Source organism: Streptomyces sp. NPDC058375 (genome assembly GCF_042723425.1).
GTDB lineage: Bacteria > Actinomycetota > Actinomycetes > Streptomycetales > Streptomycetaceae > Streptomyces > Streptomyces durocortorensis.
Genome location: NZ_JBHXJG010000008.1, coordinates 1 through 19315, shown reverse-complemented (window position 1 = coordinate 19315; position 19315 = coordinate 1). Strand labels below are relative to the sequence as shown.

19 protein-coding genes, 1 tRNA gene and 1 riboswitch are annotated in these 19315 nt (G+C 70.2%); of the genes, 8 read left to right on the top strand and 12 right to left on the bottom strand.

Annotation, left to right across the window (positions count from 1 at the left end; translation table 11 throughout):
• The first annotated feature begins 116 nt into the window (after window positions 1-116).
• The gene (locus tag ACFWM7_RS02960) at window positions 117-437 is read left to right on the top strand and encodes a hypothetical protein (protein WP_383254336.1); all 321 of its coding nucleotides are present in this window, start codon (window positions 117-119) and stop codon (window positions 435-437) included.
• Between the two features lie 217 nt (window positions 438-654).
• Here ACFWM7_RS02960 and ACFWM7_RS02955 read toward each other — a convergent pair whose 3' ends face one another.
• Window positions 655-2187 carry a DUF445 domain-containing protein gene (locus ACFWM7_RS02955; RefSeq protein ID WP_383254334.1) on the bottom strand — a complete coding sequence of 511 codons (1533 nt, stop codon included), beginning with the start codon at window positions 2185-2187 and terminating at the stop codon, window positions 655-657.
• Between the two features lie 142 nt (window positions 2188-2329).
• Between ACFWM7_RS02955 and ACFWM7_RS02950 the strand changes: the two genes are divergently transcribed.
• The gene (locus ACFWM7_RS02950) at window positions 2330-3577 is read left to right on the top strand and encodes an SGNH/GDSL hydrolase family protein (RefSeq protein ID WP_383254332.1); all 1248 of its coding nucleotides are present in this window, start codon (window positions 2330-2332) and stop codon (window positions 3575-3577) included.
• Between the two features lie 188 nt (window positions 3578-3765).
• On the opposite strand, the gene ACFWM7_RS02945 is transcribed toward ACFWM7_RS02950, so the two are convergent.
• From ACFWM7_RS02945 to ACFWM7_RS02930, 4 genes are all read right to left on the bottom strand, one after another.
• Entirely contained in the window at window positions 3766-4473 is a 708-nt protein-coding gene (locus ACFWM7_RS02945) for a DUF1707 domain-containing protein (protein WP_383254404.1), read from the bottom strand.
• Between the two features lie 117 nt (window positions 4474-4590).
• Entirely contained in the window at window positions 4591-5577 is a 987-nt protein-coding gene (locus tag ACFWM7_RS02940; RefSeq protein WP_383254330.1) for an ATP-binding cassette domain-containing protein, read from the bottom strand.
• A gap of 104 nt (window positions 5578-5681) precedes the next feature.
• A complete protein-coding gene (locus ACFWM7_RS02935; protein WP_383254328.1) occupies window positions 5682-6569 on the bottom strand; it encodes an ABC transporter permease in 888 nt (295 codons plus the stop codon).
• On the bottom strand, window positions 6562-7362 hold the full coding sequence (locus tag ACFWM7_RS02930; protein ID WP_383254326.1) for an ABC transporter permease: 801 nt from the start codon (window positions 7360-7362) through the stop codon (window positions 6562-6564). Before ACFWM7_RS02930 ends, ACFWM7_RS02935 begins: the two co-directional genes overlap by 8 nt.
• A 186-nt stretch (window positions 7363-7548) precedes the next feature.
• Here ACFWM7_RS02930 and ACFWM7_RS02925 point away from each other — a divergent pair, with 186 nt between their 5' ends.
• A complete protein-coding gene (locus ACFWM7_RS02925) occupies window positions 7549-9930 on the top strand; it encodes a transglycosylase domain-containing protein (protein WP_383254324.1) in 2382 nt (793 codons plus the stop codon).
• Between the two features lie 38 nt (window positions 9931-9968).
• Here ACFWM7_RS02925 and ACFWM7_RS02920 read toward each other — a convergent pair whose 3' ends face one another.
• From ACFWM7_RS02920 to ACFWM7_RS02910, 3 genes are all read right to left on the bottom strand, one after another.
• Window positions 9969-10289 carry a multidrug efflux SMR transporter gene (locus tag ACFWM7_RS02920; RefSeq protein WP_018512395.1) on the bottom strand — a complete coding sequence of 107 codons (321 nt, stop codon included), beginning with the start codon at window positions 10287-10289 and terminating at the stop codon, window positions 9969-9971.
• Between the two features lie 38 nt (window positions 10290-10327).
• Window positions 10328-10398: riboswitch (guanidine-III (ykkC-III) riboswitch) on the bottom strand.
• Between the two features lie 96 nt (window positions 10399-10494).
• Complete coding sequence (locus ACFWM7_RS02915; RefSeq protein WP_383254322.1) at window positions 10495-10857, bottom strand: GroES family chaperonin; 363 nt, start codon at window positions 10855-10857, stop codon at window positions 10495-10497.
• Window positions 10858-10907: 50 nt separating this feature from the next.
• Window positions 10908-11225, bottom strand: a complete 318-nt coding sequence (locus ACFWM7_RS02910; protein WP_383254320.1) for a DUF3618 domain-containing protein — start codon at window positions 11223-11225, stop codon at window positions 10908-10910.
• Window positions 11226-11368: 143 nt separating this feature from the next.
• On the opposite strand from ACFWM7_RS02910, the gene bcp reads away from it, so the two are divergent.
• From bcp to ACFWM7_RS02895, 3 genes are all read left to right on the top strand, one after another.
• Window positions 11369-11836, top strand: coding sequence for a thioredoxin-dependent thiol peroxidase (bcp, locus tag ACFWM7_RS02905; RefSeq protein WP_383254318.1), 468 nt, complete (start codon window positions 11369-11371; stop codon window positions 11834-11836).
• Window positions 11837-12016: 180 nt separating this feature from the next.
• On the top strand, window positions 12017-13513 hold the full coding sequence (gene proP, locus ACFWM7_RS02900; RefSeq protein ID WP_383254316.1) for a glycine betaine/L-proline transporter ProP: 1497 nt from the start codon (window positions 12017-12019) through the stop codon (window positions 13511-13513).
• 190 nt (window positions 13514-13703) lie between these two features.
• Window positions 13704-13787: transfer RNA gene (locus tag ACFWM7_RS02895), tRNA-Leu, on the top strand.
• 65 nt (window positions 13788-13852) lie between these two features.
• Here the strand turns inward: ACFWM7_RS02895 and rdgB are convergent.
• From rdgB to ACFWM7_RS02875, 4 genes are all read right to left on the bottom strand, one after another.
• Complete coding sequence (gene rdgB / locus ACFWM7_RS02890; protein ID WP_383254313.1) at window positions 13853-14455, bottom strand: RdgB/HAM1 family non-canonical purine NTP pyrophosphatase; 603 nt, start codon at window positions 14453-14455, stop codon at window positions 13853-13855.
• Window positions 14456-14472: 17 nt separating this feature from the next.
• A complete protein-coding gene (locus ACFWM7_RS02885) occupies window positions 14473-14862 on the bottom strand; it encodes a hypothetical protein (protein WP_383254311.1) in 390 nt (129 codons plus the stop codon).
• 123 nt (window positions 14863-14985) lie between these two features.
• Complete coding sequence (gene rph / locus ACFWM7_RS02880) at window positions 14986-15723, bottom strand: ribonuclease PH (RefSeq protein ID WP_015608813.1); 738 nt, start codon at window positions 15721-15723, stop codon at window positions 14986-14988.
• A gap of 295 nt (window positions 15724-16018) precedes the next feature.
• The gene (locus tag ACFWM7_RS02875) at window positions 16019-16309 is read right to left on the bottom strand and encodes a glucose PTS transporter subunit EIIB (protein ID WP_383254308.1); all 291 of its coding nucleotides are present in this window, start codon (window positions 16307-16309) and stop codon (window positions 16019-16021) included.
• Window positions 16310-16473: 164 nt separating this feature from the next.
• Between ACFWM7_RS02875 and ACFWM7_RS02870 the strand changes: the two genes are divergently transcribed.
• Both ACFWM7_RS02870 and ACFWM7_RS02865 read left to right on the top strand, forming a co-directional pair.
• Window positions 16474-17733, top strand: coding sequence for a PTS transporter subunit EIIC (locus ACFWM7_RS02870; protein WP_383254306.1), 1260 nt, complete (start codon window positions 16474-16476; stop codon window positions 17731-17733).
• Between the two features lie 260 nt (window positions 17734-17993).
• On the top strand, window positions 17994-19259 hold the full coding sequence (locus tag ACFWM7_RS02865) for a PTS transporter subunit EIIC (protein ID WP_383254304.1): 1266 nt from the start codon (window positions 17994-17996) through the stop codon (window positions 19257-19259).
• Window positions 19260-19315 lie beyond the last annotated feature (56 nt).

The following is a 19315-nucleotide window of genomic DNA, read 5'->3' as shown; positions in this document are numbered from 1 at the left end:
CGGAACCCCTGCCTCCCCCGTACCGCCCGCCGGCCGCGTCGCCCCGAACGCTAGCCTCGGGCTCAGTACCGAACCACAGAAATACCGGCGGTTCACAAGACAGCTCACAGGAAGCGATGGTGGCGGCGATGGCGAAGGTTCCGGCTGCGGCGGTGGCGGCGAGCGGGCTCGTCGGGGGTTACGGCGTCGCACGGTGGACCGGGAAGCGGCCGCTCGGCGGCGTCGCGCTCGCCGCCACCGGGGCGCTGGCCGCGTACGAGTGGAACCGTGAGGCCGGGCCGCGTGCCGCCGCCGGCCTGACCGTCGCCTATGTCGCCGCCTTCGCCGGGTCGCACCCGCTCGCCAAGAAGGTCGGCGCCTGGCCCGCCGTGTTCACCGTCGCGGGCAGCGTGGCCGCCGCGTCCTGGGCCGTCACCCGGCGGGCAGCACAGAGCTGAGCACCGTCGCGCACAGCTGAGGCCGCCGGGTGCCCGGGGCCGGCTCCGAAGCCCGGGCAGGAAGAAATTCCGGGCCCGCCTGAACGCCCGCCTCCCCGCGCCCGTACTCCCCGGCAACTCCCCCGCGTAGGCCGGGTGCGTACCCGTACCGGACACGACAGGACCGTCCGGGTACGCATCCGGAGCGGCGGGCCCCAGGCCCGCCCCAGGCCCCCGCTCAGCCCCCCAGCGCGTGCGACACCGTGTAGATCGCCAGGCCCGCCAGCGCACCGACCACCGTGCCGTTGATCCGGATGAACTGCAGGTCGCGGCCGATGTGCGCCTCGATCTTCTTCGACGTCTGATCCGCGTCCCAGCCCGCGACCGTCTCGCTGATCAGCGACGTGATCTCCGCGCGGTACGTCGTCACCACGTAGACCGCCGCGTCCTCCAGCCAGCCGTCCAGCTTGCCTTGGAGCCGTTCGTCGCTCGCCAGCCTCGCTCCCAGCGACATCAGCGACGCGCGGGCCCGCAGCCGCAGTTCGCTGCGCTCGTCCTCCGCCGCCGAGAGGATCATCGTACGGACGGAGGACCAGGCCGAGGCGATGACGTCCTGGACCTCGCTGCGGCCCAGGATCTCCGACTTCAGCCGCTCCACCCGGGCCCGGGTGTCGGCGTCGCTCTGGAGGTCGGCCGCGAAGTCGGTCAGGAACGTGTCGATCGAGCCGCGCGCCGGGTGCTCCGGCATGTCCCGCATCTCCGTGACGAACCGCAGCAGTTCCTTGTAGACCCGCTCCCCCACCCGCTTGTCCACGAACCGCGGGGTCCAGCCGGGAGCCCCGCCCTGCACCGCGTTCATCACCGAGTCGCCGTGCTCCACCAGCCAGTCGTGCGCCCGTACGCAGACGAGGTCGACGACCTTGCGGTGGCCGCCGTCCGTGACGACCTTCTCCAGCATCTTGCCGAGGCCCGGGCCGACTTCCACCGCGTCCGCCCGCCGGGTGATCGCCTCGCCGACCACCGCCTGGACGTCGGAATCCCGAAGGACCGTCAGCGCACCGCGCAGGGCGGTCGCCAGCTCGGCGGTGACCCGGTCGGCGTGGGCGGGCTCCGCGAGCCACACACCGAGCCTCCGACCGACCCCGAGAGCGTGAATTCGGTCACGAATGACGTCTCCGGAGAGAAAGTTCTCGCCAACGAAGGAACCGAGGGACTGTCCTAGCTGATCCTTCTTGGTGGGGATGATGGCTGTGTGCGGAATGGGCAGGCCGAGCGGGCGCCGGAAGAGTGCCGTGACGGCGAACCAGTCCGCCAACGCGCCCACCATCCCCGCCTCGGCAGCCGCCGCGACGTAGCCCGGCCAGCCCTCCACGCCTGAGTTCTTCGCCCAGGTGGCCAGGACGTAGACGAGCGCGACGAGCAGAAGGAGGCCGGTGGCCGTGAGTTTCATGCGCCGTACGCCGCGCTGTTTCTCCTCGTCGGCGGCGGTGTACGCGAACGAGGCCAGCGGGCCCGCACCGGCACCCGCCCTCGACTCCCGTGCACCCGCCCCCGCCTGTTCCTGTTCCTGTTCCTGCTCCTGCTCCTGCGACCCTTGTGCCAGGGCCTGTGCCGACGCCTGCGACCCTTGTACCTGTGCCGGCGGCCGCGCCGCACGCCCCGACGCCGAGGCCTGCGGCACCGCCGGCTCCGACCCCTCCGGCTCCTGCGCCCCGTCCTTCTGCACCGCGTCCCCGTCCTGCCCCTGCTCGCCGGATCCGGTCCGTTCCATCCGCTCCACCCGTCCGCGTACGCCTCGCCCCCGCTACGTACGCATTGTCCCTACCTCCCCTACTCCTGGGCCGCACGTCGAGTTCCCGACGGCCTGTCGCATCATGGGACCAGCACGATCATCACAAGGAGAACCACCGCACATGCCAAGGCGCCAGGGGTATGCCCTGCTCATCGCCCTAGTGGCGGGCACCGCCGCACTCGCCGCCGCCGTCGCCTTCGCAACGACGCTGCTCTCCGGCCCCCGGTCGACACCGCTCCCGCCCACCGAGACCCAGGCGGCGGCCCGTAACCCGGTCGCCCCCGCCACCTCGGGGGGCTCGTGGGTCGCCACCTGGACCGCCGCGCCCGTCGGCGCGGAGCCGGGCACCGAGGACGGGCTCCCCGGGCGCACCATCCGTAACGTCGTGCACACCAGCATCGGCGGGGACGTCGCCCGCATCACGCTGTCGAACCTCTTCGGCACGACCCCCCTGGTCGTCGACCAGGCCACCGTCAACACCCGGCCGGTGACCTTCAAGGGCGGCGCGGCCGTCACCGTCGCCCCGGGCGGACGGGTCGTCAGCGACCCGGTCGTCGTGCCGGTGGCCCCCGACTCCGACCTCCAGGTCAGCTTCCGTACCCCGCAGGGCGGCGGGCCGGTCACCTACCACGGCTACACCCACCAGACCTCGTACCTGATCGACGAGCGCGGCACCTTCAGCACCAGCAACTGGCGCTATCTGACCGCCGTGGACGTCCGCAGCGAGCAGGCCCTCGGCGCGATCATCGCCCTCGGGGACTCCCTGACCGCGGGCAGCGGCTCCTCCACCGACGCCAACGCCCGCTGGACCGACGTCCTCGCCGACCGGCTGGGCGGCCGGTACGGGGTCGCCAACGCGGGTATCGCGGGCAACCGGGTCGTGGGCGTCGGCCGCGGCACCGGAGGCCAGTCGGGCACCGACCGGCTCGACCGTGACGTCCTGGCGGTCGCCGGAGCCCGGACGGTCGTCGTGGCGCTCGGCATCAACGACGTACAGCAGTACCCGCAGGAGCCCGACGCCCAGCGCATCGTGGACAGCCTGCGCGCCCTCACCGACCGGGCGCACGCCCGCGGACTCCGGGTCGTCGGCGCGACGCTGACCCCGTTCGAGGGCTTCGCCACCTGGACGCCCCAGCGCGACGCCGTACGCCACGCGGTCAACGAGCAGATCCGGTCGGGCACGGTCTTCGACGCGTACGTGGACTTCGACGCGGCGGTACGCGACCCCGCCGCACCGAACCGGCTCCTCGCCACCTACGACTCCGGCGACCACCTGCACCTCAATGACGACGGGTACCGCGCCCTCGGCGACCAGCTGGACCTGAAGTCCCTGGACCGGGCCCGCGCGCCCCGGTCCGACGCGCTGTGAGGGGCTGAGGAGCCGCGCCGGTCCCCGGGGCGTGCCCGGCCCCGGGGCGTGCCCGGCCCCGCGCCGGTCGGGGGCCGGTCACGGCTGCGGCTCCGGGGGGCCGGTCACGGCCGCGGCTCCCCGAGGGCCGGTCACGGCTGCGGCTCCCGGGGGCCGGTCACGTCTGCGTCTGACAGGGCCCCGCCCCCTCAGAGCTCCTTGCGGCCGCCACCCCCGCCGTCCGGGCCCTCCAGCCCGCGCCGGTGGCGCGCCTCCAGTTCGGCTTCCTTCGCCTCCTTCAGTCGGCGGCGCTCCGCCTTCGTCCGCTTGCGGTCCACGCCGACGCCGCCCATCAGGGCGAAGCCGGTGATCCGCACATGCGGGGAGTCGGCGGCGATCTCGCCGTCCTCGTTGGGGCCCTCGCCGAAGCCGCCCATGATGCCGATGCCCCGGACCTCGACGTTCAGCTCCGGCGGCGCGGTCACATGGATACCGCCCATGATCGTGATGCAGCGGATGACGATTTCGCGGTCCTCGAAGTTCGCCTCGCGCAGGTCGATCTCGCCGCCGCCCCACATCGCGAAGGCGGTGAACTTCCGGGCCACCGTCCAGCGGCCCTTCCGGTTGAAGCCGCCCCAGAGCGCGAACCCGCCCTTGGACGTCGCGGTGCCGCCGATCCGCGCGGGCCAGTTCGCGGCGGAGCCCCGCAGCGAGGCGGGCGCGGACGAACCGACCGGAGCGACCGCGGTGCCCGGTGCCGGGAGGTCCTGGACCAGCGGCTCCAACTCCCCGTGCGTACGGGCCTTGTAGGCCGTTTCGAGGCGCTGGTCGAACTCGTCCATATCCAGTCGGCCCTCGGCCACGGCCTCGCGCAGCAGTTCCGCGATCCGCTCCCGCTCGGCATCGGAGGCACGCATGTCCGGACTCTCACTCGTCATACCGCGCAGCCTATTGAACGGACCCGTTCCCGGCACAGCCCCGCAGGCCCACGACCTGCGCGTGCCGCCCGACGATGCCCCTCGGGAGAATGCTCCTCACGGCGCGGACTCGTACATCCTCGCGATCACGGCCTCGATGTCCGGCTCCCGCACCGACAGGTCGACCAACGGGTAGTCCGCGGCGATCCGCGCCACCAGCGGGGCCGCCGACGCGGCGGCGGGGAACGCCAGCCACTGACGCGGCCCCTCCACCTTGACCGCCCGCAGGGCCGACGCCTCTCCCGGACCCGCCGACTCCAGGACGATCGGGGGGAGTTCACGCTCCAGGTCCACCACGAGCATGCGTTCGCTCTCCCCCACCTCGTGGAGGCCCGCCGGCGAACCGTCGTACATCAGGCGGCCGTGGTCGATCACCATCACCCGGCTGCACAACTGCTCGATGTCGGTGAGGTCGTGCGTCGTCAGCAGGACCGTCGTCCCGCGTTCGGCGTTCAACTCCTTCAGGAACAGCCGCACCTTGGCCTTCGAGATCACGTCAAGACCGATCGTCGGCTCGTCCAGGTACAGCACCTCCGGATCGTGCAGCAGCGCCGCCGCGATGTCGCCGCGCATCCGCTGACCCAGGGAGAGTTGACGTACGGGTACGTCCAACAACTCTCCCAGGTCGAGGAGTTCGACGCATCGGTCCAGGTTCTCCCGGTAACGCCGGTCGGGGATGCGGTACATGCGGTGCATCAGCCGGTACGAGTCGCGCAGCGGCAGGTCCCACCAGAGGGTCGTCCGCTGACCGAAGACGACACCGATACGGTGCGCCAGGCGGGTGCGTTCGCGGGAGGGGTCGATGCCCGCGACGCGCAGCCGGCCGCCGCTCGGGGTGAGGATGCCCGTCAGCATCTTGATCGTCGTCGACTTGCCGGCGCCGTTCGGGCCGATGTAGCCGACCATCTCGCCGCGCGCGACCTGGAAACTGATCCCGTCCACGGCCCGCACCTCGTGGCGTTCGCGGCGCAGCAGGCCCGCCCGGCGGCGGACCTCGAAGACCTTCTCGACGCCGTCGAGGCTGATGAACCCGTCGTCCGCCATGTCCGTGCTCTCCCGCGTAGTCCCGTCCGACCCGGTCGGCTCCTGGCCCCTGTGATTCCTGTGGTTCCTGTGGTTTCCGTGGCCCCTGTGGCTCCCCTGGTTCCTCAACTGCCCGTGCTCCGGTAGGAACGCAGCCCCGCCCGCCACGCCAGGCCCGCCAGCCCGCAGCAGCCCGCCGCGACCAGCGGCGGCAGGAAGGCCACCCACTGCGGCAGGTCCACCGGGTACTCCCGCCCCAGCACGTACAGTGCCGGCAGCCAGCTGGCGAAGGCCAGCGGCACCACGAACGTCACGCCGCGCACCAGGTCCTTCGCGAAGACCGTGGGCGGGTACTGGAGCAACGTCGTGCCGCCGTACGTGAAGGAGTTCTGCACCTCCGAGGCGTCCTGCGCGACGAACTGGAACGCCGCTCCCGCGATGAAAATCGCCCCGAAGATCGCCGCCCCGCTGAGCACCGTCATCGGCAGCATCAGCATCTTCAGCGGCGTCCAGACGATGTCGAGGGTGACGAGCGCATAACCCAGCACCACCAGGCCCTGCGTGATCCGGCCCAGCCGGCGCAGCGCGAACCGGTCCGCCGCCACCTGCGCCAGCACCGGCACCGGGCGCACCAGCAGGGTGTCGAACGTCCCGTCCCGCACGCGGCCGCCGACCCGGTCCATCGACCCCAGCAGCAGGTCGCACACCCCGAACGCCGTCGCCGACAGGCCGTACAGCAGGGCGATCTCCGGCAGGGAGTAGCCGCCGAGCGCGTCGACGTGGGAGAACATCAGCAGGATCGCGACGAAGTCGAAGGCCGTCACCGCGAGGTCCCCGAACAGGGTCAGGGCGAACGAGGCCCGGTACGCCATCGTCGAGCGGACCCACATCGCCATGATCAGCCCGTACGCCCGGAGGCCTTCCAGGGGCCGGGGCCGGTTCTCGAAGGCGAAGCCGGCCGGCTCCCGCTCCTGGCCCTCCTCCTCGGTCCGTACCGCCACCGTGTCAGCCACCCTGCACCACCACTCTCCTGGTCGCCACGGTCTGCAGCAGGCGGCCCGCCCCGAGCAGCACGACCGCCCATCCGGCCTGGAACACGTACGCCTCCACCAGCCCCCACCCGGTGTGCTTGCCGAGGAACACATCGGCCGGCACCTGGAGGAGAGAGGACCACGGCAGGGCCCGCGCCACCTCGCCCAGCAGCCCGGGGAACAGGTTCAGCGGCAGCAGCATCCCGGAGAAGAACAGCCCCGCCAGCATCGCCATGCGCATCGCTCCCGCTCCGTCGAGCAGCCAGAACGCCGACATCGCGACCAGATAGCGCACCGCGAAGCTGACCACGATCCCCAGGAACACCGACAGCAGGAACGCCGGCCAGGTCCAGAACGATCCGGGGAGCGCCAGGTCGAAGGCAAGCGCCCCCAGGAACATCGGCGCCACCCCGCGCCCCAGCAGGTGGAACGCCGCCCGGCCCAGGTCCGCCGCCAGCCACCACAGCTGGAGGTCGGCGGGCCGGTACAGGTCGACGGCGATGTCGCCCGTACGGATCCGCTCGACCAGCTCGCTCTCGAAGCCTCCGCCCATCAGGGCGCCGGCCGCCAACAGGGCCTGGCCGAGCCAGACGTACGTCAGCGCCTCGGAGGTGTCGTAGCCGCCGAGCTGCGGACGTTCGGCCCACAGGGCGATGTAGGTGTACGCCACGATGAAGCCGAAGACGGTGTTGGTGAACACCCCCGCCGCCGTCGCCGTCCGGTAGGTGGCGTAGCGCCGGAATCCGCCCGCCGCGACCACTGCGTACAGCCGCACGCCGCCCCCTCTCCCCCGCCCCCACCGGCTCCCGGCACCAAAGCGCACGACCCTAGTCCACGTGCGAAGGCCGCGGCGACTCCTTTTCCACGACCGGAGGAGGGAACGAAGCAGTAATAAACGCAGATTTCCTGATGAACCGGGCACTATGGGAGAACTGACCACGTCTCAGGAGCCCCCACCGACATGAGCGACGAGCCACAGAGCTGGGCCCCCCGCGACTCCTCGGGCGCGCGAGCCTCCTCCACCGGAAACCACCCACCGACGGCGTCCGGGGAGCAGCCCGGGAAGAAGTCCGCAAAGAGGTCCGGAAAGAAGGCGCGGCCCCGGCGCACCGGCTGGCGGCGGGCCGTCCCCACCTGGCGGATGACCCTCGGCACCCTCCTCGGCCCCGCCGTCCTCCTCGGCATCGGGATCTTCGCCGCCTACCGGCTCGTCGACATCCCGGCCGCCAACGCCTCCGCCACCGCCCAGTCCAACGTCTACTTCTACCGCGACGGCAGCGTCATCGCCCGGGACGGCGACGTGAACCGGGAGAAGGTCAAGCTCACCCAGATCCCCTCGTCCGTCCGGCACGCGGTCCTGGCCGCCGAGGACCGGGACTTCTACTCCGACGACCGCGCCGTGGACGTGAAGGCGATGGTCCGGGCCGGCTGGAACACCGTCACCGGCAAGGGCAAACAGGGCGGCTCGACGATCACCCAGCAGTACGTGAAGAACTACTACCTCGGCCAGGAACGCACCCTCCTGCGCAAGGCCAAGGAAGCCATCATCGCGGTCAAGCTCAACCGCGAGGAGACCAAGGACCAGATCTTCGAGGGCTACCTCAACACCAGCTACTTCGGGCGCAACGCGTACGGCGTCCAGGCCGCCGCCCAGGCGTACTACGGCAAGAACGTCGAGGACCTCACCACCGCCGAAGGCGCGTACCTCGCCTCCCTCCTCAACGCCCCCAGCGCCTACGACGTCATCGCCCACCCCGACAACGAGCCCGCGGCCCAGCGCCGCTGGAACTACGTCCTGAACGGCATGGTCAAGGAAGGCTGGCTCGATGCGGCCGAACGGGCGACGACACGGTTCCCCACCCCCGGCGAGGCCAAACCGCCGACCGGACTCTCGGGGCAGCGCGGCTACATCGTGCAGGCCGTCGAGGACTACCTGAACCGGCGCGGCATCCTCGACGCGAAGACCCTCGCCACCGGCGGCTACCGGATCACCACCACCCTCGACAAACCCAAGCAGGACGCCTTCGTCAAGGCCGTCGACGAGAACGTCATGTCCCGGACCAGCGCCGAACGCGAGGCCGACCGCAACGTCCGGGTCGGCGGCGCCTCGATCGTCCCGGAGACCGGCGAGGTCGTCGCCCTGTACGGCGGCATCGACTACACCAAGCAGTACGTCAGCAACGCGACCCGCCGCGACTACCAGGTCGGCTCCATCTTCAAGCCGTTCGTCCTCACCTCCGCCGTCGTCAACGACTCCACCACCCAGGACGGCCGGCCCATCACCGCCAACACCGTCTACGACGGCACCAACAAGCGCACGGTCGTCGGCGTGCAGGGATCCACCGACTACGCCCCCGCCAACGAGGACGACGTCGACTACGGCGACATCACCGTCCGCGTCGCCACCGACAAGTCCGTCAACTCCGTCTACGCCCAGATGGCACAGGACGTCGGCCCCGGAAAGGTCCGGGACACCGCGGTCGCCCTCGGCATCCCCGCCGACACCCCCGACCTCACCGCCTCCCCCTCCATCGCGCTCGGCACCGCCAACGCCAGCGTCCTGGACATGGCCGAGGCGTACGCCACCCTCGCCGACCACGGCCGGCACGGCCGGTACGTCCTCGTCGACCAGGTCACCAAGGACGGCGCGGAGATCGAGCTGCCCGAGCGCACGACCGACCAGGCCGTCAGCCGTGAGGCCGCCGACACCACCACCGCCGTCCTGCGCAGCGTCGTCGAGGGCGGCACCGGTACGGCCGCCCAGGCGGTGGGCCGCCCCGCCGTGGGCAAGACCGGCACCGCGGAGGAGGACCGGGCCGCCTGGTTCGCCGGGTACACCCCGGACCTCGCGACCGTCGTCGCCGTGATGGGCCAGAACCCCGACACGGGCGCCCAGACGCCGCTGTACGGGGCCCTCGGCCTGCCCCGCCTCAACGGCGGCGGCGCACCCGCCGAGACCTGGGCCGCCTATACGGAAGCGGCGCTGCGCTCCTCCCCGGCCCAGGAGTTCGACCTGCGCCCGGCGCCCGGCTCCGACGAGGGGGACGAGCTCCTGGTCGACGAGGACTCCGACACCAGCACGGACCCGTCCTCCTCGCCGGACCCCGACACCGCCCCCTCCGGCAGCACCCCGCCCACCCCCGGCACGGACACCGGCGGGAACTCCACCGGCGACGCGACGGGCGGGACGGACGGCGGAACGAACGCCGGAGCGGACGGCGGCGGAACCGCCGGGACGGACAGCGGCTCGACACGGGACGGAACAGCCGGTGCCACCGGCGGCACGGGCGGCACCGGCGGCACGGGCGGCACCGGCGGCACGACGGCCGGAAACAGCGGCTAGGTGTGACCCCGGCCCAGGCCCCGGCCTCTAGGGCTCTCTCAGTGCCCGGAGGTCGCCTTCAGGCCGACCACGGCCACCAGCAGCAGACAGACGAAGAAGATCCGGGCGGCGGTCACCGGCTCGTTCAGCACGACCATGCCCAGGATCGCCGCACCGGCAGCGCCGATGCCGACCCACACGCCGTACGCCGTACCGATCGGCAACGTCTTCGCCGCATGCGACAGCAGCACCATGCTCGCCACGATCCCGAGGCCGGTGAACACGCTCGGCCACAGCCGGGTGAACCCCTCGGTGTACTTCATCCCGATCGACCAGCCCACTTCGAGCAGACCGGCGACGATCAACAGAACCCACGCCATGACAGAACCTCCGACGACGAACACACGGACAACTCACGGGTGCGTCGTCTTTGCCAACCCGGTACGGCGCGTCTCGTCGGGGTGGTTCCACCGTAGCAAAAAACGGGAAAAGGGCCTGGTGACACCGGTCACCAGGCCCTGAACAGCGCGGATCCCACAGATCCTGAACAGCGCGGGTCCTACCAGATCCTGAACAGCGCGGGTCCTACAGATACAGCCCGGTCGAATCCACCGAACCCTCGAACCGGTCGGCGGCCACCGCGTGCAGATCACGCTCCCGCATCAGGACGTACGCCACGCCCCGCACCTCGACCTCGGCACGGTCCTCGGGGTCGTACAGCACCCGGTCACCGGGCTCCACCGTCCGTACGTTCTGCCCGACCGCGACGACGACGGCCCAGGCGAGACGCCGTCCCACCGCGGCCGTCGCCGGGATCAGGATGCCGCCGCCGGAGCGCCGCTCGCCCTCGGCCGTGTCGTTCCGCACCAGCACCCGGTCGTGCAGCATCCGGATGGGCAGCTTGTCGTCGAGGCTGTCGCGGTCGTTGTCGTGGGTGTTCTCGCTCACGCCCGAAACCTACCTGCCGCACCCCGGACCGTACGCCTCCGGGTTCGGGATCACGCGCGGCGGCGGGTCGACACGGTGAGCAGCCCCACCACTCCGACCACCAGCAGGGCCGCGGGGATCACCCGCTCCAGCCGCGGCGAGCCGTCCTCCGCGACGAACTGGGCCTTCACCTCCGACACCGAACGGTTCACCGCGACGAAGGCGCGGCCGGCCGTCCGGTCCACGGACTGGGCCGCCTTCGCCTTGGCGTCTCCGATGATCGTCTTCGGGTGTACCCGCACCCCGATCTCGTCGAGCATCACAGCGAGCTGCTCGCGCCTGCTGATGATGTCCGCCTCGATCTGCGCAGGGGTCCTGGCATCCGACACTGCGCCGCCTCCGTGGTCGTCGTCCGATGAACCTTCGTCTGAAACCTTCGTCGACAGTCTGTCAGCTCGAACCCCCGCGCACCCGGCGGCACCCCTATTACCCTCGGACCCGTCCGACCCGCGCACCACCCGAGGAGAACCACATGAGCGAGCGACTGAAGCCCGGCGACCCCGCTCCCGCCTTCACCCTTCCCGACGCCGACGGCAACGAGGTATCGCTCGCGGACCACAAGGGCCGGAAGGTCATCGTGTACTTCTACCCGGCCGCTCTTACCCCCGGATGCACCAAGCAGGCCTGCGACTTCACGGACAACCTCGACCTCCTGGCGAACGCCGGGTACGACGTCATCGGCGTCTCCCCCGACAAGCCGGAGAAACTCGCGAAGTTCCGCGACACCGAGAACCTCAAGGTCACCCTGGTGGGCGACCCGGCCAAGGAAACTTTGGCGGCGTACGGCGCCTTCGGCGAGAAGAAGCTCTACGGCAAAGTGGTGACGGGCGTGATCCGTTCCACTGTCGTCGTCGACGAGGACGGCAAGGTCGAGCACGCGTTCTACAACGTGAAGGCGACCGGCCACGTGGCGAAGATCATCAGGGACCTGGGCGTCTGACGGCCCCCTGAGACGGCCCCGCCCCCGCACCCGATCCCGGCACCCTCCCCGGCCGTGAAACACGCTGCGGCGTGTCGAGATCGTGTGAGGGAGATCGCATCGACCCATGAAGTCGGTTTGCGGCCGTCAACTCTGCGCAGAAGCCTTTCCTGGAACACCCTTCGAGGAAAGGACCCGGCCATGGCGGCCTCCGACCCCCACCAGGCGGCCGACCCAGCAGCGGTCAAACGCCACCCAGCGCTCTTCCGGGCCATCCGGAAGCGCCAGAATCCGCGGCTGCGCCGGACGGACATCACGGTCACGGACGACGCTGCGGTGAAGCGTGCTGTGAAGGCGGCCTCCCTGGGCAACGCCATGGAGTGGTTCGACTTCGGGATCTACTCCTACCTGGCCGTGACGATCGGACACGTGTTCTTCCCGTCCGGGAACGACACCACCCAGTTGCTCTCGTCCTTCGCTACCTTCGCGGTGGCCTTCCTCGTACGGCCGCTCGGCGGGATGTTCTTCGGCCCGATGGGCGACAAGGTCGGCCGCAAGAAGGTCCTCGCGCTGACGATGATCCTGATGGCGGTCGGCACGTTCGCGATCGGCCTCATCCCCTCGCACGACACGATCGGCGTCTGGGCCGCCGTCCTGCTGATCTTCTTCCGGATGCTCCAGGGCTTCTCCACGGGCGGTGAGTACGGCGGCGCCTCGACGTTCATCGCCGAGTACGCCCCCGACAAGCGGCGCGGGTTCTTCGGCAGCTTCCTGGAGTTCGGCACCCTGGCCGGCTACGTCGGCGCGGCGGGCCTCGTCACGGCCCTGTACGCCCTCCTGACCGACGCGCAGATGGAGGCCTGGGGGTGGAGGATCCCGTTCCTCGTCGCGGGCCCGCTGGGCCTGGTAGGCCTCTACCTGCGACTGCGTCTGGACGAGACCCCGGCCTTCCAGAAGCTGGAGGGCGGCACGGCGCACGCGAGCGAGGCGGCGGACGGCGTGGAGTCCACGGCCAAGGGCGACCTGGCGAAGATCTTCCGGCAGTACTGGCCGACGCTGATTCTCTGCATCTGCCTGGTGGGCGCGTACAACATCACCGACTACATGCTGCTGTCGTACATGCCGACGTACCTCTCCGACGAGCTCGGCTACAGCGAGACGCACGGGCTGCTGATCCTGCTCGGCGTCATGGTGTTCCTGATGATGATCATCAGCCAGTTCGGCAAGCTGTCCGACCGCTTCGGCCGCAAACCGCTGCTGATGGCCGGGATGCTGGGCTTCCTCTTCCTCTCCCTGCCCGCGTTCCTGCTGATCCGGATCGACGGCATCTTCCCGATCACGGTCGGCATGCTGATGCTGGGTCTCTCGCTGGTGTGCATGCTCGGCACGATGTCGGCGGCGCTGCCGGCCCTGTTCCCGACGAACGTCCGCTACGGATCCCTGTCGGTCGGCTACAACCTCTCCGCCTCGATCTTCGGCGGTACGACCCCGCTGGTGATCACGGCCCTGATCAGCTGGACCGGCTCCAACCTGATGCCCGCGTACTACGCGATGGCGGCGGCCCTGGTCGGCGTGATCGCGGTCGCCTGCATGAAGGAGACCGCCCAGCAGCCCCTGATCGGCTCCCCGCCCTCGGTCGAAACGGACGAGGAGGCGGCGGAACTGGTCCAGGCCCAGGCCCCGGAACCGAAGTTCTGACCTTCTCCCGCCCCACCCCTTCCTCGGAGGAACGGCCCGTACCGCTCACGTCGAGCGGTACGGGCCGTTCGCCTGCCACGCCTTGACAGACACGTGGTGTCGTAACCGGCGCTCGAGGAGTCGGACGGGAACCTGATTGCGTAGGCGCGTACCGCACGGGACGCCCTCCCGGCTAGCATGGCTGTCGGATGCGGCCGTGTCGGAATTGGCATACGAGCGGCGCTTAGAACGCCGTGGGAGAGATCCCTTGTGGGTTCGAGTCCCACCGGCCGCACAGAAATCGATAGGGGCCGCCCCCTGGCTCGGGGGGCGGCCCCTATCGGTGTCCGAAGTGGCGCTTCACCCCACCAACTCCCGCACCACCGGCACCAACGCCCGGAACGCCTTGCCCCGGTGGCTGATCGCGTTCTTCTCCGCCGGGGTCAGCTCCGCGCAGGTGCGGGTCTCGCCCTCCGGCTGGAGGATCGGGTCGTAGCCGAAGCCGTATCCGCCCGACGGGGTGTGGCGCAGGGTGCCGTTCAGGCGGCCCTCGACCACGCGTTCCGTGCCGTCGGGGAGGGCCAGGGCGGCGGCGCAGGCGAAGTACGCGCCGCGGTGGGCGTCCGCGATGTCGCCGAGTTGGGCCAGGAGCAGGTTGAGGTTGGCCGTGTCGTCGCCGTGGGTGCCGGACCAGCGGGCCGAGAAGATGCCGGGGGCGCCGCCGAGGACGTCCACGCAGAGGCCCGAGTCGTCGGCGATCGCCGGGTGGCCGGTGGCCCGGGCCAGGGCGTGGGCCTTGAGGAGCGCGTTCTCGGCGAAGGTGACGCCGGTTTCCTTGACGTCGGGGATGTCGGGGTACGCGTCCGCGCCGACGAGGTCGAGGTCGAGTCCCGCGTCGGCGAGGATGGCGTGCAGTTCGGTGATTTTCCCGGCGTTGCGGGTGGCGAGGATCAGGCGCGTCATGCGCCCATTGTCTCCTCCTACGAGGTGCAGACCTTGCCGATCTCCGTCGCCGCGTCCGTCACCGCGCTGATGTCGGGGGTGGCGTCGCCGGCCTCGATGGACCTGCGGACCTCCGTGACGCCCGCCTGGAGGTCGTCGACCGCCTTGGAGAGGTCGGCGTTGTCCGTGGTGTCGTCGAGCTTCTTCAGCTCGCGGTCGATCTCGTCCAGGGACTCGGAGGCCTGGGTGATGTCCTCGGAGGCGTTGGAGACGGCCTGCTGGAGGTTGTTGACGCTGGTGGCGATGGCGTCGGCGGTGCGGACGCAGTCGAGCGCCTTGTCGAGGCCTGCGCAGCCCACGGCCGTGGTCAGCGTCAGCAGGGTGGCGGCGGTGGCGAGTGCGATACGTCGGTGGCGGCGCGAAGCCATGGTGCGGTCCCTCCCCGGGGATCGGTACGCGGACGGACGCACGGTTCGACCCGTGCGCCCGTATCCGTAACGACGCTCTGTGGTGCGTATTTGGTTGCTTCTTTACCCGGGGCGGGCGAGTCGCTACGCGTTCTGCGTGGTGGCGAGTGCGTCACGCTGGAGGGCGGCGAGGTCGACGCAGCCCGCGGTGGCGAGGTCCAGGAGCGAGCCCAGTTCCTTGCGGTCGAAGGGGGCGCCCTCGGCGGTGCCCTGGACCTCGACGAAGCGGCCGTCGCCGGTGCAGACGACGTTCATGTCGGTCTCGGCGCGGACGTCCTCCTCGTAACAGAGGTCCAGAAGCGGGGTGCCGTCGACGATGCCGACGCTGATGGCGGCGACGGTGTCGGTGAGCGGCTTGCGGCCGGCCTTGACGATCTTCTTGCCCTGGGCCCAGGCGACGGCGTCGGCGAGGGCGACGTACGCGCCGGTGATGGCGGCGGTACGGGTGCCTCCGTCGGCCTGGAGGACGTCGCAGTCCAGGACGATGGTGTTCTCGCCGAGGGCCTTGTAGTCGATGACCGCGCGGAGCGAACGGCCGATCAGGCGGCTGATCTCGTGGGTGCGTCCGCCGATCTTGCCGCGTACGGCTTCGCGGTCGCCGCGGGTGTTGGTGGAGCGGGGCAGCATGGAGTATTCGGCGGTGACCCAGCCTTCGCCGCTCCCCTTGCGCCAGCGCGGGACGCCTTCGGTGACGGAGGCGGTGCAGAAGACTTTGGTGTCGCCGAAGGAGATGAGGACTGAGCCTTCGGCGTGCTTGCTCCAGCCGCGTTCGATGGTGACGGGGCGGAGCTGTTCGGGGGTGCGGCCGTCGATGCGAGACATGGGGCCGACTTTATCCGGTGGCGGGGGAGGCTCCGTTCGGGTGCGGTGGCCCCGGTGACGAACGCGTTCCGGGGAGGGAAGGAGGGCGGTGACGGAGGTGCCCCGGGGGGCAGGAGGGTGGTGGCGGATGCGCCCTGTGCGGTGGATGCCGTGGGCCCGGTGAGGCCCGGGGGCGTGGTGGCCGACGTCGTCCGGGTGCGCGGCAGGCCCCGTCCCCACTCGGTGGGGTGCGGGGCCTGCGGGGTGCGGGCGCCTCCCGGAGGGCGTCCGCGGTGTCCGGCGTGGGGTCAGCCGGTCACATCATGTCTTCGATGTCGGCGGCGATGGGGTCCGCGTCGGTGCCGATGACGACCTGGATCGCGGTGCCCATCTTGACGACGCCGTGGGCGCCGGCGGCCTTGAGGGCGGCCTCGTCGACCTTCTCGGGGTCGTGGACCTCGGTGCGGAGGCGGGTGATGCAGCCTTCGATCTCGTCGATGTTGTCGATGCCGCCGAGCCCGGCGACGATCTTCTCAGCCTTGGTGGCCATGTCCTTCTCCCTGGTTTCACGCGCAGACGGCCGCCCGCTGCGGGTCCGTTTCGTCACGGTAACGCACGGTTGGCCCAACTTCGCGGGCGGGTAACCGGACGATCCCGAAAGATGACGATCACCGGTCCCCTGCCTTCAGGGGCGGGGCTCGGGCCGTGACGCAACTGGTCTACACCAGTTTGCAACGACCGCCAAACGCGAAGTGTTCCGGGAGGATGCCCATGAGTGCGAGCGCCGCTGCGGCACCGCAGCAGAAATGGTGGAACGGACCGGTCCAGGGCCTCCAGAAGGTCGGGCGCAGCCTGCAGCTCCCGGTGGCCGTCCTCCCCGCCGCCGGCCTCCTCGTCAGCCTCGGCAACCTGTTCAGCTCCTACCTGGACGGCGCGTTCTGGGACAAGACCTCCAAGGTCCTGCTCAACGGCGGCGGCGCGATCCTCGACGGCGAACTCGGCCTGCCCCTGCTCTTCTGCATCGGCGTCGCCATTGGCTTCGCGAAGAAGGCGGACGGCTCCACCGCGCTGGCGGCGGTCGTCGGCTTCCTCGTCTACCGGGGGGTGCTGACCGCCTTCCCCATCGACGGCACCGTGACCGACGAGCTGCCGGACGGCGAGCCGCAGAACCCGGGCGTGCTCGGCGGCATCCTGATCGGCCTGCTGACCGCCGTCGTCTGGCAGCGCTACCACCGGACCAAGCTGGTCGACTGGCTCGGCTTCTTCAACGGGCGGCGCCTGGTGCCGATCCTGATGGCGTTCCTCTGCGTGATCCTCGGCGTGCTCTTCGGGCTGCTGTGGCAGCCAGTGGGCGACGGGCTGACCTGGTTCTCCAAGCAGCTGATCGACCTCGGCTCCTGGGGTGCGGCGATCTTCGGCTTCGCGAACCGGCTGCTGATCCCGATCGGCATGCACCAGTTCCTGAACACCTTCTTCTGGTTCCAGGCGGGCGAGTACACCGGGGCCGACGGCCAGACCGTCCAGGGCGACATCTCCCGGTTCTTCGCCCAGGACCCGTCGGCCGGCCAGTTCACCTCGGGCTTCTTCCCGATCATGATGTTCGGCCTGCCCGCCGCGGCCCTGGCCATCACCCACTGCGCGCGGCCCGAGCGCCGCAAGGAGGTGGGCGGGCTGATGGTGTCGGTGGCGCTGACCTCGTTCGTCACGGGTGTGACCGAGCCGCTGGAGTTCTCGTTCATGTTCGTCGCGCCGCTGCTGTACGGCGTGCACGCGGTGCTCACCGGGGCCTCCATGGGCATCACCTGGCTGCTGGGGGTGCATGCGGGGTTCAGCTTCTCGGCCGGACTGATCGACTACGTCGTCAACTGGCATCTGGATACGAAACCCTGGCTGATCATCCCGATCGGCGCGTGCTTCGCCGTGATCTATTACGTGATCTTCCGCTTCGCGATCACCAAGTTCGACCTCAAGACGCCGGGGCGCGAACCCGAGGAGATCGAGAAGGAAATGGAGAAGGATCTGACGAAGTAGCAGCGCACCGGGGCTTCGACCCCGGTCCCGCAAGGCCCTCGGACCGCCCGGTCCGGGGCCTTCGGCATGTCACCGAACGTATCGCGTCTGCTACTGCGAATGAGATGGGAATTGAAGGTTCCTTATCTAACCCTCACCGTGCTAAAACTGGTCTACACCACTGAGTGGTCCAGACCACGGCGCTCTGCCGCAGGGTCTGTCGAGTCGCCGCCTCCCCGCATCAACGACCTGGGCGGCACCGTGTCCCATGGAGGAAGTTGATGACCACGGCTGAGACCGCACCTGCGGCCGAGAAGAAGAAGGGCGCCGGCGCGATGGCCGTCATGCAGCGCATCGGCCGCAGCCTCATGCTGCCGGTCGCCGTGCTGCCGGCCGCCGCACTCCTGGTCCGCCTCGGCAACGGCGACATGCTGGGCCGCGACTCGTTCCCGACCTTCATCACTAAGCTCGCCGGCTACATGGCCGCGGGCGGCGGCGCGATCCTCGACAACATGCCGCTGCTGTTCGCCGTCGGCATCGCCATCGGCTTCGCGAAGAAGTCGGACGGCTCGACCGCCCTGGCCGCCGTCACCGGTTACCTGGTCTTCCAGAAGGTGCTGGCCACCTTCACGGACAGCAACCTGCCGCAGGTCGCCAGCGTCGTCGACGGCAAGATCGTGATGAACGACGCCCCCGTCAACGCCGGTGTCCTCGGCGGTGTCGTGATGGGCATCGTCGTGGCCCTCCTCTACCAGAAGTTCTACCGGACGAAGCTGCCCGACTGGGCCGGCTTCTTCTCCGGCCGCCGTCTGGTCCCGATCCTGTCCGCCTTCGCGGGTCTGCTCATCGGTATCGTCTTCGGCCTGATCTGGCCGGTCCTCGGCGCCGGTCTGCACAACTTCGGCGAGTGGCTCGTCGGCTCCGGCGCGGTCGGCGCGGGCATCTTCGGTGTCGCCAACCGTGCGCTGATCCCGGTCGGCATGCACCACCTGCTGAACTCCTTCCCGTGGTTCCAGGCGGGCGAGTACAACGGCGCCCACGGTGACATCGCCCGCTTCCTCGCCGGTGACCCGAACGCCGGACAGTTCATGACCGGCTTCTTCCCGATCATGATGTTCGCCCTTCCGGCGGCCTGCCTCGCGATCGTCCACTGCGCCCGCCCCGAGCGCCGCAAGGTCGTCGGCGGCATGATGTTCTCCCTCGCGCTGACCTCCTTCGTCACCGGTGTGACCGAGCCGATCGAGTTCACGTTCATGTTCATCGCGCCGGTGCTGTACGCGATCCACGCGGTGCTGACCGGTGTGTCCATGGCCCTGACCTGGGCGCTCGGCATGAAGGACGGGTTCGGCTTCTCGGCCGGTCTGGTGGACTTCCTGCTGAACCTCGGCATCGCGTCGAAGCCCTGGATGCTGGTCCTGGTCGGCCTCTGCTTCGCGGTGATCTACTACGTGGTCTTCCGGTTCGCGATCATCAAGTTCAACCTCCCGACCCCGGGCCGGGAGTCGGACGAGGAGCTCGCCGAGCTGCAGAAGGCCGAGGCGAAGTAGCCTCCCCCGCAACCGTCGTACGCCGAAGCCCCCGCCGCCCGAGATCTTCTTCGGGT

Excerpts from the sequence above, each read along its gene's own strand:
- ACFWM7_RS02960 (WP_383254336.1), top strand. The coding sequence starts at position 117 with ATGGTGGCGGCGATGGCGAAGGTTCCGGCTGCGGCGGTGGCGGCGAGC.
- ACFWM7_RS02955 (WP_383254334.1), bottom strand. The coding sequence starts at position 2,187 with ATGGAACGGACCGGATCCGGCGAGCAGGGGCAGGACGGGGACGCGGTG.
- ACFWM7_RS02950 (WP_383254332.1), top strand. The coding sequence starts at position 2,330 with ATGCCAAGGCGCCAGGGGTATGCCCTGCTCATCGCCCTAGTGGCGGGC.
- ACFWM7_RS02945 (WP_383254404.1), bottom strand. The coding sequence starts at position 4,473 with ATGCGTGCCTCCGATGCCGAGCGGGAGCGGATCGCGGAACTGCTGCGC.
- ACFWM7_RS02940 (WP_383254330.1), bottom strand. The coding sequence starts at position 5,577 with ATGGCGGACGACGGGTTCATCAGCCTCGACGGCGTCGAGAAGGTCTTC.
- ACFWM7_RS02925 (WP_383254324.1), top strand. The coding sequence starts at position 7,549 with ATGAGCGACGAGCCACAGAGCTGGGCCCCCCGCGACTCCTCGGGCGCG.
- ACFWM7_RS02920 (WP_018512395.1), bottom strand. The coding sequence starts at position 10,289 with ATGGCGTGGGTTCTGTTGATCGTCGCCGGTCTGCTCGAAGTGGGCTGG.
- bcp (WP_383254318.1), top strand. The coding sequence starts at position 11,369 with ATGAGCGAGCGACTGAAGCCCGGCGACCCCGCTCCCGCCTTCACCCTT.
- proP (WP_383254316.1), top strand. The coding sequence starts at position 12,017 with ATGGCGGCCTCCGACCCCCACCAGGCGGCCGACCCAGCAGCGGTCAAA.
- rdgB (WP_383254313.1), bottom strand. The coding sequence starts at position 14,455 with ATGACGCGCCTGATCCTCGCCACCCGCAACGCCGGGAAAATCACCGAA.
- ACFWM7_RS02885 (WP_383254311.1), bottom strand. The coding sequence starts at position 14,862 with ATGGCTTCGCGCCGCCACCGACGTATCGCACTCGCCACCGCCGCCACC.
- rph (WP_015608813.1), bottom strand. The coding sequence starts at position 15,723 with ATGTCTCGCATCGACGGCCGCACCCCCGAACAGCTCCGCCCCGTCACC.
- ACFWM7_RS02870 (WP_383254306.1), top strand. The coding sequence starts at position 16,474 with ATGAGTGCGAGCGCCGCTGCGGCACCGCAGCAGAAATGGTGGAACGGA.
- ACFWM7_RS02865 (WP_383254304.1), top strand. The coding sequence starts at position 17,994 with ATGACCACGGCTGAGACCGCACCTGCGGCCGAGAAGAAGAAGGGCGCC.